Source organism: Variovorax sp. YR752 (genome assembly GCF_943372545.1).
In genome coordinates this window covers 17,974-31,497 of sequence record NZ_CALRZC010000085.1, presented here as the reverse complement: position 1 = coordinate 31,497, position 13,524 = coordinate 17,974, and the positions used below count along the sequence as shown (strand labels likewise).

The 13,524-nt window shown below is 71.8% G+C and carries 15 protein-coding genes; 7 read left to right on the top strand and 8 right to left on the bottom strand.

Features of this window, described 5'->3' with window-relative positions:
• Both AAG801_RS20145 and AAG801_RS20140 read left to right on the top strand, forming a co-directional pair.
• The coding region (locus AAG801_RS20145; RefSeq protein ID WP_341889950.1) for a DUF6502 family protein at nt 1-577 on the top strand (577 nt) is incomplete at its 5' end.
• 38 nt (nt 578-615) lie between these two features.
• Nucleotides 616-1,140, top strand: a complete 525-nt coding sequence (locus AAG801_RS20140; protein WP_341889949.1) for a hypothetical protein — start codon at nt 616-618, stop codon at nt 1,138-1,140.
• A 29-nt stretch (nt 1,141-1,169) separates the two neighbouring features.
• Here the strand turns inward: AAG801_RS20140 and AAG801_RS20135 are convergent, their stop codons facing one another.
• The 4 genes from AAG801_RS20135 to ppk2 form a co-directional block, all read right to left on the bottom strand.
• Nucleotides 1,170-1,892: an ABC transporter ATP-binding protein gene (locus AAG801_RS20135; protein ID WP_341889948.1), complete on the bottom strand. Its 723-nt coding sequence runs from the start codon at nt 1,890-1,892 to the stop codon at nt 1,170-1,172.
• A gap of 5 nt (nt 1,893-1,897) precedes the next feature.
• Nucleotides 1,898-3,124, bottom strand: coding sequence for an FtsX-like permease family protein (locus AAG801_RS20130; RefSeq protein WP_341889947.1), 1,227 nt, complete (start codon nt 3,122-3,124; stop codon nt 1,898-1,900).
• A 10-nt stretch (nt 3,125-3,134) separates the two neighbouring features.
• On the bottom strand, nt 3,135-4,409 hold the full coding sequence (locus AAG801_RS20125) for an efflux RND transporter periplasmic adaptor subunit (RefSeq protein WP_341889946.1): 1,275 nt from the start codon (nt 4,407-4,409) through the stop codon (nt 3,135-3,137).
• Between the two features lie 150 nt (nt 4,410-4,559).
• Entirely contained in the window at nt 4,560-5,732 is a 1,173-nt protein-coding gene (gene ppk2 / locus AAG801_RS20120; protein ID WP_341889945.1) for a polyphosphate kinase 2, read from the bottom strand.
• A gap of 132 nt (nt 5,733-5,864) precedes the next feature.
• Here ppk2 and AAG801_RS20115 point away from each other — a divergent pair, with 132 nt between their 5' ends.
• Complete coding sequence (locus AAG801_RS20115) at nt 5,865-6,365, top strand: hemerythrin domain-containing protein (RefSeq protein WP_341889944.1); 501 nt, start codon at nt 5,865-5,867, stop codon at nt 6,363-6,365.
• Between the two features lie 26 nt (nt 6,366-6,391).
• On the opposite strand, the gene rsgA is transcribed toward AAG801_RS20115, so the two are convergent.
• Nucleotides 6,392-7,483, bottom strand: coding sequence for a ribosome small subunit-dependent GTPase A (gene rsgA / locus AAG801_RS20110; RefSeq protein ID WP_341889943.1), 1,092 nt, complete (start codon nt 7,481-7,483; stop codon nt 6,392-6,394).
• Between the two features lie 435 nt (nt 7,484-7,918).
• Here rsgA and AAG801_RS20105 point away from each other — a divergent pair, with 435 nt between their 5' ends.
• Nucleotides 7,919-8,854, top strand: a complete 936-nt coding sequence (locus AAG801_RS20105; RefSeq protein ID WP_341889942.1) for a TIM44-like domain-containing protein — start codon at nt 7,919-7,921, stop codon at nt 8,852-8,854.
• 4 nt (nt 8,855-8,858) lie between these two features.
• Nucleotides 8,859-9,620: an SDR family NAD(P)-dependent oxidoreductase gene (locus AAG801_RS20100; protein WP_341889941.1), complete on the top strand. Its 762-nt coding sequence runs from the start codon at nt 8,859-8,861 to the stop codon at nt 9,618-9,620.
• A gap of 10 nt (nt 9,621-9,630) precedes the next feature.
• Here AAG801_RS20100 and AAG801_RS20095 read toward each other — a convergent pair whose 3' ends face one another.
• On the bottom strand, nt 9,631-9,897 hold the full coding sequence (locus AAG801_RS20095; RefSeq protein ID WP_341889940.1) for a hypothetical protein: 267 nt from the start codon (nt 9,895-9,897) through the stop codon (nt 9,631-9,633).
• Between the two features lie 166 nt (nt 9,898-10,063).
• Between AAG801_RS20095 and AAG801_RS20090 the strand changes: the two genes are divergently transcribed.
• A complete protein-coding gene (locus AAG801_RS20090) occupies nt 10,064-12,145 on the top strand; it encodes a prolyl oligopeptidase family serine peptidase (protein WP_341889939.1) in 2,082 nt (693 codons plus the stop codon).
• Nucleotides 12,146-12,151: 6 nt separating this feature from the next.
• On the opposite strand, the gene AAG801_RS20085 is transcribed toward AAG801_RS20090, so the two are convergent.
• Entirely contained in the window at nt 12,152-12,310 is a 159-nt protein-coding gene (locus AAG801_RS20085) for a DUF3149 domain-containing protein (RefSeq protein ID WP_341889938.1), read from the bottom strand.
• 74 nt (nt 12,311-12,384) lie between these two features.
• Nucleotides 12,385-13,125 carry a 2OG-Fe dioxygenase family protein gene (locus AAG801_RS20080; protein WP_341889937.1) on the bottom strand — a complete coding sequence of 247 codons (741 nt, stop codon included), beginning with the start codon at nt 13,123-13,125 and terminating at the stop codon, nt 12,385-12,387.
• Nucleotides 13,126-13,188: 63 nt separating this feature from the next.
• Here AAG801_RS20080 and AAG801_RS20075 point away from each other — a divergent pair, with 63 nt between their 5' ends.
• Entirely contained in the window at nt 13,189-13,332 is a 144-nt protein-coding gene (locus tag AAG801_RS20075) for a hypothetical protein (protein WP_341889936.1), read from the top strand.
• Nucleotides 13,333-13,524 lie beyond the last annotated feature (192 nt).

The window sequence follows — 13,524 nt, the reverse complement described above, 5'->3', positions numbered from 1 at the left end:
GCCGGCCGTGGCCGCGCCGGCACCGCTGGGCCTGATCGGCCAGATCGTCGGCCGCTGGATGAGCGACCCGCTCTACCTCGATGGCTCGACGCCGCGGGTGCTTCAGCGCGGTGCCGGGCCCGGCAGCTTCGACCAGCTCGTGCAGGGGGTCAGCACGGACGTCGGCCCGCGCGCCGTGCTCGAGGAGATGCTGCGGCTGAACGTCGTGCGGGTGGACGGCGAACGCATCGAGCTGGACACGATGGGCATGGTGCCGCGAGGCGACTTCGCAGCCATGGCCGAGGCGCTGGGCGTGAACCTGCGCGACCACGCCGCCACAGCCTGCGCCAACCTGGTCGACGGGCGCAACCTGCTGGAGCAGGCCATCTACGTCGACGAGATCTCGGCCGACTCGGCCCAGGTGCTGCACGAAGCGGCGACGCGCGCCTGGCGCCCGGTGCTCTCGCGCGTGCTGCGCCTGGCCGAGAAGCGTGTGGCCCGCGACGCCGTCAAGGAAAGCGAGGCGCGCCGACAGGCGCGTGTGCGCTTCGGCGTGTATTTCTTTGTCGAGGATTCCAGCGAGAAGGAGTCGGAATGAGGTTCCCGAGAACGGGCCGGCGCGCTTGCATGGGCGCCATGGCCACGTGGTTCATGCTGGTGGCGTTGGCCGGCTGCGGCGCGGGCGTCGTCGGCACCGGCTCCGGCACGGACGACGATGGCGGCGCGGACATCCGCTACACGCCGGGCGCCGTGTGCAAGGCGCCTTTTGCCGAGGTCGGTCTGGTCTGCGAATCGGCCGGGAGGGATCCCAGCAGCGGCACCACGCCCGTGCAATGGAGCGATGCCAACAAGACGAACGAAGGCGCGGCCGTGCTGGCCACGCTGGAGGGCAACCGGATCGCGCTCCAGGTGCCGTGCAGCGAGATGGTCTTCCTCGGCCAATGGGGGTCACTGGAAGACGGCACGCTCGCCTTCGTCGGCCGCTACGTCAGCCCGCAGGCACCGGCCAGCCGGCCGGCGATCACCGTCCTGCTTCCCGCCCCCAACGAACCCGATGCAGTGGGCTGGCTGCAGGTGCTGGATGGCTCCGGTTCGGAGCTGTTCGGCCCATGGCTGGTGCGCCGTGTCGGCGGTGAGGTGCAATTCGGCGAGTGCCGGTAGCGGCGCAAGGCGCTGCCGTCGGCGCTGCCCTACAGCGCGGTCGCGGCAGCGCGGCGCTCGTCGGATTCGATGCGCCCGTCGACCAGTTCGATCACCCGGTCGCAGCGCTCGGCCAGCCGCGGATCGTGCGTCACCACCAGGAACGAGGTGCTCAGCTCGGCATGCATGCGGCGCATCAGCGCGAACACCTCGTCGGAGGAGGCGCGGTCGAGGTTGCCGGTGGGCTCGTCGGCCAGCACCAGCGGCGGCTGCAGCACCAGCGCGCGCGCGATCGCCACGCGCTGCTGCATGCCACCGGAGAGTTCGCCCGGTCGCTTGCCCATCGCATCGGCCAGGCCCATCGCGGCCAGCACGGCGCGGGCATGCTCGCGCCGCGCCACGCTGATGCGACCCTCGCGCATCAGCGCCGGCAGCGTCACGTTCTCCAGTGCGGTGAAGGCCGGCAGCAGGTGGTGGAACTGGAACACGAAGCCCAGCGAGGCGCGCCGGCGCATCGTCAGTTCGGTGTCGTCCAGGCCGCTGGCTTCCTCGCCCTGGATGCGGTAGCTGCCGGCCGTCATCGGCTCGAGCAGACCGAGGATGTTCAGCAGCGTGCTCTTGCCCGAGCCCGAGGGGCCGATCAGCGCAGCGAACTCGCCCGTGCCCAGCGCCAGCGACACGCCGTGCAGCACCTCGGCCTCGTTGGGCCGGCCGAGGTTGTAGCTCTTGCGGACGCCGTCGAGCGCGATCAGCGGCGTGGCGGTCGGCTCCATGCGCGCTACATCCGGATGGCCTGCGCCGGGTCGAGCGCGGCGGCGCGGCGCGCCGGCGCCACCGCGGCGAGCACGCCGCACAGCGTGGCGAAGGCGGCGATGCGCAGTGCCAGCGCAGGCGCCAGCGTGATCGAGAACAGCGGCAGCCCGTCGGCGCCGCGCACGAAGCTGGTGAAGGCCCAGATCAGCGCCACGGCGAGCAGCACGCCGAGCACCGAGCCGAGCGCGCCGACGATCGCGCCCTGCAGCAGGAAGATGCGCAGCACCTGGCCCTGCGTCGCCCCCATCGCGCGCAGGATGCCGATCTCGCGGCGCTTCTGCACCACCGACACCACCAGCACGCTGGCGATGCCCAGCACCACCACCACCATCACCACGGCGCGGATCAGCGTGGTGCTGACCGACTGCGCGTTCAGTGCCGACACCAGCTGCGCGTTGGCCTGCTGCCAGCTTTCCACCTTGTACGGATAGCGCTGCGCCAGTTCGGCCGCCAGCACCGGCGCGGCCCACACGTCGACCAGCGCCAGGTCGAGGTTGGTGGCACCGCCGGTCAGCCCCACCAGGCTCTGCGCAGCACGCAGCGGCACGATCACCGTGCGGCGGTTCAGCTCGCGCACGCCGAGGTCGACCAGCGCGGTGACACGCAGCGAATCGCTGACGGTGCCGGTGACCAGGTTGACCCGGTCGCCGATGCGCACGCCGAGGTCGTCGGCCAGCTCGCGGCCGAGGATGCCCTCGCCCGGACCGAGCCGGGCGGCGCCGTCGACGACCTTGGCACGCAGGCCGACGATGCGGTCGTAGCGGTCGAGGTCGACGCCGACCAGCGCGATCGATCGCGAGGCCTCGCCGCGCAGGGCCAGCCCCGCGCCGGCCACCATCGGCGAAACGGCCGCAACAGCGGGCATGGCCTCCAGCACCGGCACCAGCGCAGCCCAGTTGGAGATCGAGCGCGGCCGCTGCGCGCGCGGCTGGGTCTGTGCCAGCGTGATCGCGCCCGAGGCCGGCGGGACGGCGGCGACGACCATGTCGTCCTGCGCGCTCAGCGTCACGTGGGCCTGCGCACCGAGCGTCTTCTCCAGCGTGTTGCGCTGCAGCCCGGTGATCAGCGCCGAGATGTAGGCGACCACCGCCACCCCCGCGGCGACGCCGACGATGATCAGCAGCGTCTGCATGCGCCCCTCGCGCAGGAAGCGCACGGCCACGCTTCGTTCGAATCCGAGCGAGTTGAACATGGGGTGGCGATCAGCGGCCCATCGCGTTGGTCATCGCCGAGCCGACACCCTCGCCCTTACCCATGGCCGGGCGCTGCACGGCCGCCGCGCCGAGCTCGGGCCGCACGCGCTCGCCGGTTGCGGGCGCCGCTCCGAGCAGCACCCACTCGCCGGCGGCCAGGCCCTCGAGCACCTCGGCCGCCTCCAGCGTGGTCAGGCCGAGGCGGATGCGGCGCAGCTCGACGCGCCCGTCGCGCACGACGCGCACCGTCGCCTGGCCGTCGCCGCGATCGCCGACCAGCGCGTCCATCGGCACGACGAGCGCGCGTTCGCGTCGACCGGTTTCGACCTCCACCGACAGCGTCATGTCCTCGCGCAGGAAGCTCGGCACCGGCGGCGCCAGCGCCAGCTTGACCTCCACCGCGCCGCGCTGCGCATCGATCACAGGCGCGATGCTCTGCACCCGTGCCTCGAAACGGCGGCCGGGAAAGGCATCGGCGACCACGCCCGCGCTCTGGCCGATCTGCAGTTGCTCGAGATAGCGCTCGTCGAGCTGGCCGACGAGCTGCACCGGCCCGCTCAGCGCCAGCGTCAGCAGCGCGCGCCCCGGCTGCACGATCTGGCCCGGCTCGACGGCGCGCAGCAGCACACGCGCGTCGGCCGGCGCGCTCAGCACCGCCTGCTCGAGCCGCGCCTGCGCCGCGACCACCGCCGCACGCGCCAGCGCCAGCTGGGCCTGCGCCTGCGCGACGTCGGTGCCCTGCTCCTCGTTGGCGGCACGCTGCGCGCGCGCCCCGGCCTGCTGCGCCTGCGCGACGGCCACCGCACGCCGCGCCTCGTCGAGCCGAGCCTCGCTGAGGAAACCGCGGGCGACCAGGTCCTGCGTGCGCTGCAGCTCCGCCTGCGCGGCCAGCAGCACCGAATCGGCCTGCGCCACGCTGGCCTGCGCGGCACTGCGGCCACTGCTGCGCAGCCCGGCCAGCCGCGCCGCGGCCTGGCGCTCGCTGGCGCGTGCCTGCTCGAGCGCGGCACGCAGCTCGTCGCTCTCCAGGCGCACCAGCACCTCGCCCTGGCGCACCTGCGCGCCCTCGTCCACCGCGACGGTGAGCACGCGGCCGGTGAGCGTGCTGCCGAGTTCGACGCGCGAGCTGGTCGCTACGCGCGCCGAGAAGATCAGCGTTCGCACCAGCGGCGCGGGCTGCACCGCCGCCGCCGCGGCCCGCGGGGCGCGCAGCGTCAACCAGGCCACGCCGGCGGCAAGCACCAGGGCCAGGGCGGCAAGAACGGCGATCGTGCGTCGGGACATGCGCCCCATTGTTCCATCCCGGCGCGGCGCTGCCGGGCGTGCCTTCGGCATGCTCGACACCCACGGCCAGCGCGCCGCGGATGCGGTGGCTAGGAAACGAAACCGCAATGCCCGCTCAGCGCGCAACCAGCCGCTTCTTGCGAACCGGCGTCAGAGAAGCGCCCCGCCCGCCCGCTCGCCGCGCTCGTAGACCACATGCGCGCGGCCGACCAACAACGGGTCGAGCGACTGGATGTGGCCGAGGTCCTTGTTCGTGTAGGGCAGCTTGTGCAGCACGTAGCGCATCGCGTTCAGCCGCGCGCGCTTCTTGCAATCGCTCTTGATCACCGTCCACGGCGCATCGGCGGTGTCGGTTTCGAAGAACATCGCTTCCTTGGCCTTGGTGTAGTCCTCCCACTTGTCCAGTGAGGCCATGTCGATCGGGCTGAGCTTCCACTGCTTGAGCGGATGCGCTTCGCGCTCCTTGAAGCGGCGGCGCTGCTCGGCGCGGCTGACCGAGAACCAGAACTTGATCAGGTGGATGCCGCTGCGCACCAGGTGGCGCTCGAAGTCCGGGCACTGGCGCATGAACTCGCCGTACTCGCCCTCCGAGCAGAAGCCCATCACCCGCTCGACGCCGGCGCGGTTGTACCAGCTGCGGTCGAACATCACGATCTCGCCGGCGGTCGGCAGGTGCTCGACGTAGCGCTGGAAGTACCACTGGCCACGTTCGGTCTCGCTCGGCTTCTCGAGTGCGACGACGCGCGCGCCGCGCGGGTTGAGGTGCTCCATGAAGCGCTTGATCGCACCACCCTTGCCGGCCGCGTCACGCCCTTCGAAGAGAATGACCACGCGCTGCCCGCTCTCCTTCACCCAGGCCTGCAGCTTGAGCAGTTCGACCTGCAGCAGGTACTTCTGCGCCTCGTAGTTCTTGCGCGACATCAGGTTCCTGTACGGGTAGCCGCCGCTGCGCCAGTCGGCCGCGAGTTCCTCGTCGGGCTTGACCAGCCGGGCGCGCTGCAGTGCGTCGGCTCCCTCGAGCAGTTCGCGGCGCAGCGCCGCAGCATCGTCGGGCGATGCGCCTTCGAGGATGGCGCGTAGCTGCCGTGCCGTCTCCTTGCTGTCCTGCGAGCGGGCGAGGATGTCGTCCAGTGCGGCCACCTTGGCGCCCTGCGCGGCCTGCACGGCCTCGCTCACCACGGCCTCGCCCAGCGAGGCTGCGTCGGCGGCCCCGTCGATCACGTCGCCATCGCCGCTGCGGCGGGTGCGCACCGGCCGTTTGCGCGCGGCGGGGCTGCGGGGGCTGCGGGGGCTGCGATCGTTGGCGGTACTGCTGCGGGCCATGCGGTTCGTCCTTCAAGGGGTTCGAAACCGTCCACTCTGCGACGCCCTGTTCCAGGGGTGGTTGACCTGACTCAAGGCAGCCGCGTCGGGCCCTGCCTACGCTTGCCGGCATCCCACCTTGGAAACCAACCCATGCCCGCGCTCGAATGGTCGGAGGCGCTCTCGCTCGACCTGCCCTTGATGGACGACACGCACCGCGAGTTCGTCGACCTGCTCGCCGCGTTCGATTCCGCCGACGATTCGGCGCGCCTGGACGCCTGGCGCGCGCTAATCGACCACACGCAGGTCCACTTCGACCAGGAAGACCGCTGGATGCGCGAGACCCGCTTCGCTGCCGGCAACTGCCACAGCGTGCAGCACAAGGTCGTGCTGCAGGTGATGCGCGAGGGCCTGAAGCGCGCCGAAGCCGGGGAGCCCGAGATCCTGAGCATGATGTCGGGCGAGCTGGCGATGTGGTTCCCGCAGCATGCGCAGAGCATGGACGCCGGGCTGGCGCTGCACCTGCGCCGTGTCGGCCATGACCCGCTCTCCGGCGTCGTTGCCCACCCCGACGCGCTGCCGCGCGACGAGATCAGCGGCTGCGGCTCGGCGGCCTGCACGCCCCACGACGAAGCGCAGTCCAGCGCCGCCTGAGCCGGGCGCAGGTTCTCGCCACCTGATCAGCCGGGCTCGCGCTTGGCCCGGGCTCGCGCCGCACCGGCCCGGCCACGCGCCTTCCACTGCGCCACCTGCCGCTGCCGCTCGAGCGCGCTCATGGTGTCGCGCCGGGCCTCGCGCAGCAGCTTGTGGTAGTTGCGCAGGCGGTCGTCGGCCAGCGACTCGCGCACCGCGCAGCCGGGTTCCTCGCGGTGCGTGCAGTTGCGGAAGCGGCAGTTCGGCGCGAGTGCCGCCACGTCGGAGAACGTGGCCGCCACCTGTGCCTCGTCGGCGTCGGGCCGCAAGGCGCGCAAACCCGGCGTGTCGATCACGCAGGCCCCGCCGGGAAGGCGGAACAGCGATCGTGTCGTCGTCGTGTGCTGGCCTCGGCCGTCGCTCTCGCGCACCGCGCCGGTGTCCTGCTGCGCGGCGCCCAGCAGCGTGTTGGTCAGCGTCGACTTGCCGGCACCCGAGGTGCCCAGCAGCGCCAGCGTGCGGCCCGGCAGCGTGTGCGCGGCGAGCAGGGTCGACGCGTCGGGGTCGCGCGTGTCGAGCGCGACAATCTCCACGCCCGCCGGCATGCGCTCGCGCAGTTCCTGCATGCGGCACCACAGCGTGCGCGCGTCCGGCACGGTGTCGGCCTTGCTCAGCACGATCACCGGCGCCACGCCGCTGCCCTGCACGAGGGCGAGGAAGCGCTCCAGCCGGCGCGGGTTGAAGTCGGCGTCCAGCCCCATCACCAGCAGCGCGGTGTCGACGTTGCTGACCACCGGATGGCGACGTCCGTCGGCATCGCGGCGCGCGAGGTGCGTCTGCGGCGGCACGCGCTCGTGCACCCACAGGTCGCCGTGGGCGTCGGGCGCGGCGAGCACCCAGTCGCCGACGGCGAGCATGTCCTCGTCATCGGCAAGGCGCCGCGCCAGCCGCGGCAGCGAGCGCGCGTCGAACTCGCGCTCGCCGTCGTGCAGCCGCAGCGTCTCGCGGTGCAGCACGGTCAGCCGCACGAGTCGCAGCCCCGTCTCGTCCGCCAACTCGGCGGCGAGTGCCGCAGCCTGGCTGGCCAGCGCGGCGGTGAGTCCCATCGAGCGAAGCCGCTCGAAGTCGAAGTCAAGCATGATGGATCGTTGAACCTGTGAATCGCCTGGGGCGTGCGCAGGCACGCCGGCCGGCCCCGCGCGATGCACGGGGAACGGAACGAACAGAGGCGGCCGCGGCGCGCGCGGCTCAGGTCAGGATCCGGGGAAAGCCGAGGGAGGCTGGAAAGGAACGAACCCGAGGCGCGTCAGGCGCTGGCCGCAGCGAGGGCAAGATCGGTCTTGTTCATCGTGCACCTCCTGGGGTTCGGGTCGATCTGGCAGCCGCGAGGGCGGCAGCAAGAGGCGTGCAGTGTGGCACGCGCTGCGCAGCGGGTCAACGCACCGCGGCACGGCTGCCACGCGACCACGGCACCCGTGGCCGGGTCAGGGTCTTGGCCGCAGTGCAGTGCAACGCTGCGTATGATCCGCGCGCCCGCACGCCTCACCGCGTGCCCCGTCCAGGATCCACCGACCATGATGAAACGCTGGCTGTTCGCCCTCCCTCTCGCACTCTTCTTCGCTGTGTTCTCGCTCGCCGTGCTGCCGGTCGAGGCCGAAGCCAAGCGGCTCGGTGGCGGCGGCAGTGCCGGCATGAAGCGCGACCTGCCCGCGCGCAGCACGCCCGACGCGACCCCGGCCAAGCCGGCGCAGAGCGGCGCCACGGCCGCAGCGGCGCCCGCCACGGCCGGTGCCGCCGCAGCGGCTGCGCCGAAGCGCTCGTGGATGGGCCCGATCGCCGGCCTCGCCGCCGGCCTCGGCCTGGCCGCGCTGGCCAGCCACCTCGGCTTCGGCGATGAACTCGCCAATATCATGATGATCGCGCTGCTGGCCATCGTCGGCATCGTCGTCGTGCGCTGGCTGATGCGCCGTTTCGCCACGCCGACGCCGCGCCTGGCCGGCGCCGGTGCGCCGCTGCAGCGCAGCGCCGCCAACTGGCCCGCGGCGCAGACGCCGCAATCGGCCTCGCCGGCGCCGCTGATGCCCGCTGCCACCGCTACGCCTGCCCCGGCCACCACGGCCAGCGCCCTGCCGGGGGACTTTGACGCCGCCGGCTTCGCACGCATCGCCAAGATGATCTTCATCCGCATGCAGGCGGCCAACGACGCCGGCGACCTCGACGACCTGCGCGCATTCACCACGCCCGAGATGTTCGCCAGCATCCGCCTCGACCTGCAGGAGCGCCAGGGTGCCGCCCAGCAGACCGACGTGGTGCAGATCGACGCCGAGGTGCTCGATGTCGCACAGGAAGCGCAGCGCCAGGTCGTCAGCGTGCGTTTCCACGGCCTGGTGCGCGAGGCGCGCGAGGACGGTGCCACGCCGGTCGACGAGGTCTGGCACCTGGTGCGCCCGGCCGACGGCAGCCGCGAGTGGGCCATCGCCGGCATCCAGCAGGTGGCACAGGCTGTCTGAGGCGGTGGCCGAACGCCTGTGCATCGTCACCGGGCACTCGCGCGGGCTCGGCGCCGCGCTGGCGCAGGCGCTGCTGCTGCCAGGCCATCGTGTGATCGGAATCTCGCGCCGGACGAACGACTCGCTGGCGCAGGCCGCAGCCGCCGGCGGGGCCACGCTCGAGCAGTGGACGGCCGATCTGGCCGAGCCGCTGCCCGTTGCGCAGCGGCTGCGCGAGATGCTCGCCGCCGAGGCAGCGGATCGTTATGAGCAGGTGCTGCTGATCAACAACGCCGGCATGGTGGGCACGCCGACGGCGCTGCGCGATGCGGGCCTCACCGCGCTGGCCACGACCTTGCGAGTCGACCTCGAGGCGACCACGCTGCTGTGCGCCGCCTTCCTCGATGCCACGCGCGCCTGGAGCGGCCAGCGCCGCGTGCTCAACATCTCCTCGGGCCTGGGCCGGCGGCCGATGGCCAGCAGCGCCGCCTACTGCGCCGCGAAGGCAGGCATGGACCACCTGACGCGCTGCCTCGCGCTGGAAGAGGCGCTGGTTCCGAACGGCGCGCGCGTGCTCTCGCTGGCACCCGGCGTGATCGATACCGACATGCAGGTGCAGCTGCGCAGCGCCGATGCGGCGCAGTTCCCCGACCTCGAGCGCTTCGTGGCGCTGCAGCGCGAGGGCCAGCTCGTCAGTGCCGAGGCGACGGCGGCGCGAGTGCTCGCCGTGCTCGACCGCGCCGACTTCGGCACGTCACCGGTCGGCGACGTGCGCGACGCCGGCTGAACGGCTGCGCTCACGAGCGCGCCGCAGCGGCAGCGGGCTTCTGGGCCAGACGGGTCGTTTCCTGAGGCTGCAGGCGCTTGCCGATCACCGTGACGGTCGGCAGCTGCACGATGCGCGGCTCGGCCATCATCGCCTGGCGGCTGGCCACCACCTCGACGCGCGGCAGCGTCACCACCTTCGTCGCCGGCTCGGCGGCCTCGGCGTTGGCCACACCGAACGCGGCGGCCAGCGTGGCGGCGATCATCAGGGCGGGGGTCAGGTGGCGGCTGGTGTTCATGGCGGGCTCCTTGCTTCGATGGATGGCAGTATCGGCAGCGCATCGGGCCGCTGCGAGCCACTTGCGACGGGCTGCGCTGCGGCGCGGATGAACTGCAGGCCGCGGCGATGAAGCGAGCCGGCTTTGCCCGCAGAATGCGTCCGCCAGAGCGAACGAGAACCCATCGATGAGCCCCACCGCACCTGCCAGCATTCACCGCGTCCCCCGCCTCGCCTTGCTGACGCTGCTGTGCGTCGGGCTGATCGCCGCCTGCGCCACACCGACCGACCTTCCCCCGCCACCGCCGGCCGCACCCGTCGCGCCAGCAGAGCCGGTGATCGCGCCGAACCCTCAGCTGTTCGTGCAGGGCATTCCGCCGGTGCCCGAACGCCTCGCGCAGCAGGTGGCGCGCTACACCGATTTCAGCGGCCACAACCTCGTCGAGTGGCACCCCGCGCGCCGCGAGCTGCTGCTCAGCCACCGCGCCCCCGGCACGAGCACGGTGCAGTTGTTCCGCGTTGCCGAGCCGATGGGCGAACCCGAACCGCTGACGTCCTTTGCCGAACCGGTGCGTCGCGCGAGCTGGGAGCCGCGCAACGGCGAGTACCTCGTCTTCGAGCGCAGCAATGGCGGCGACGAGGCGGCCCAGCTGTACAGGCTCGACCTCGACAGCCGGCAGGTCACGCTGCTCACCGCACCCGGCGAACGCCACGCCATCGAGGGCTGGATGAACCGCAGCAGCCAGCTGATCGCCAGCTCGGTGCCACTGGACCGCACCGCCCAGGGCGGCACGCGGGACGAGGTGCGGCTGACGCTGACGCTGTTCGACCCGGCGCGGCCGACGCAGCGGCGCAGGCTCGCCGAGCTGCCAGGCACCGGCTGGGAGGTGGGCGGCGTCTCTCGCGACGATCGGCGCATCGTGCTGACACGCTACCTGTCGGCGACCGAGTCGCAGGTCTGGCTGCTCGACGTGGCCAGCGGCCGCACCACACAACTGCTGCCGGCGCGGGGCAGCAGACACAAGGGCCGCTACCTGGCGCAGGGCTTCCGCGCCAGCGACGGCGCGATCTGGGTACTCAGCGACCGCGGCAGCGAGTTCCTGCAACTGCAGCTGCTGCGCCGCGGCCACCTGAAGCCGCTGTCACGCCACATCCGCTGGGACGTCGAGCAGGCTATACCGACGCGAGACGGCCGCTGGGTCGCCGCGCAGGTCAACGTCGACGGGCGGCTCGAGTTGCGCCTGTTCGACGCGCGCACGCTGCGCGAACGGCCCGCACCGGCCCTGCCCGCGGGCAGCGTGCGTGCGCTGGGCGTGCACCCGCAACGCGGCGAGATCGTGGTGGCGATCGACGGCGCCAAAGGCCCCAGCGAGCTGTACACGGTCGTGCCGCCGCCAGCCAAGGTCAGAGGCAAGGCCGCGCTCGCGGCGCCAGCCGAGCGCTGGACACGCGCCCATGTGCCAGCCGGCATCGACCCGCAGACCTTCGCCGACGCGCAGATCGTGCGCTGGAAGACTTTCGACGGCCGCAGCATTTCGGGCTGGCTGCACCTGCCGCCGGATCGCTTCGCCGGGCCGCGGCCGGTGCTGATCGACATCCACGGCGGCCCCGAGGCGCAGGCGCGCGTCGGCTTCATGGGCCGCTACAACCACTTCGTCGAAGACCTCGGCATCGCCATCGTCCAGCCCAACGTGCGTGGCTCGGCCGGCTATGGCAAGACCTTCCTCGCGCTCGACAACGGCATGAAACGCGAAGACGCTGTGAAGGACATCGGCGCCCTGCTCGACTGGGTCGCCACGCAGCCGCGGCTGGACGCCTCGCGCGTGGTCGTCAGCGGCGGCAGCTACGGCGGCTACATGAGCCTGGCGGTGGCCGCCACCTATCCGGAACGACTCAGCGGCGCCATCGATGTGGTCGGCATCTCCAACTTCGTCACCTTCCTGCGCAACACCGAGAGCTACCGGCGCGACCTGCGCCGCGTCGAGTACGGCGACGAACGCGACGAGGCGATGCGCAGTTTCCTCGAACGCATCTCGCCGACCAGCAACGCCTCGAAGATCGTCAAGCCACTGTTCGTCGTGCAGGGGCGCAACGACCCGCGCGTGCCCTGGACCGAGGCCGAACAGATCGTCGAGAAGGTGCGCGCCAACGGCACGACAGTGTGGTACCTGCGCGCCGAGAACGAAGGGCACGGCTTCCAGCGCAAGGAGAACGCCGACTACCAATTCTGGGCGACGACCCTCTTCCTGCGCGAGACGCTGCTCAAGTAGCGCAGATCACTTGCCCGCCTGCGCGGCACGCTCGCGTGCCTCGTCCTCGTGCATGTGCCTGATGAAGTAGCGCACGTAGAAGACGCCCATGCCGAGCATGAAGGCCAAGCCGGCGGCGCTGAACAGCCCGTAGTCGGTGGAGAAGAAATCGCGAAAGGCATGCATGGAGACCTCCTTCTTGTTCGTGCCAAGAGTCTCTTCCTCATGCCCCTCGGGGTGTGTTGCGCTGCATCAACGCTTCAGCGCTGCGGGTCCTGGAAGCCGTGTGCGCGGAAGGTCAGCACCAGCGTGTCGCGGTGGCCGCCGTCCGCTGCCGGCTGGATCGGCGTGGTCTCGTGGATCACGCGTTCGTCGTCGAGCAGCAGCGTGGTCCACGGCTGCGTCAGCGTGAAGCGCAGGCCGCTCGGGCCATCGGCCTCGAAGACACGCGTCTCGCCGCCCTTCACGCCCTCGCGCGCAGCGAGGATCACGGCGACGAAGTCGACGCCGTCGCGATGCGCGCCCTCGGGTGTCGGCCGACCGATGCCATCGGTGGTGTCGATTCGGAACTGGTGCGCCTCGACGTACCAGGGCTGCGTGCCCTTGCGCCGCGAACAGGCCGCCCCGAGCGCGACCAGCAGCCGTGCCCATACCGGGTCGGCGACGAGCGTGTTCTCCAGCGGCTCGAACCAGCGCTCCAGCCCGCCGTGCAGCGCGTTGTACGACACCGGTTGCCAATGGGCGCGGTGTGCGACCTGCGTCAACTCATCGCCGCTGACGACGAAGCTGCCGTGGCGGCGGCGCCGGTAGCGGCCCCCGTCCTTCAGGTAGGCATCGGGCGGCAGGTGGTCCCACGAGGGGAGCCAGGCATCGAGCGCGGCGAGTTGGATGCCGCACAAGCCGGCCAGGCCGGCGGGCGCGAGCGCCGCATGGCCCTGGCGGTACAAGGCGGCATCGAGCGATTCGGGCGGTGTGGTCGGGGGGGCGAGCAAGGGGGTCATGCCCGCATCATGCCAACAGTTCGCGGGCGTATGCTGCGCCACCATCCTTGCGGGAGACACCCCATGACGCTCTGCCCCATCGCGCTGGCCGTCGGCTGCGCCAAGTGCCCGGCGTTCTCGGTGTGCCCGCTCAAGTCGACGCTCGGCGACCAGCCCAAGCCGGGCGACAAGGCTCCGCCGTCGAAGGACGGCAAGCCCAAGCGCTGACAGGCCTCGGCCAGCGGGCACGGCGCAGGCCTGCGCCGGCCTTGGACGAGGATCGCGACCGCTGGTTCCCGGTGGTCGTGGTGCGGGCAACGGCTTTCACCCAGCGTTACCTCACCGGACACAACTTCACCCGAGCACCGCATCGGCTTCACGGTCAGGCGCCAACCTGCGTCTGCCGCGGATGCATCGCAT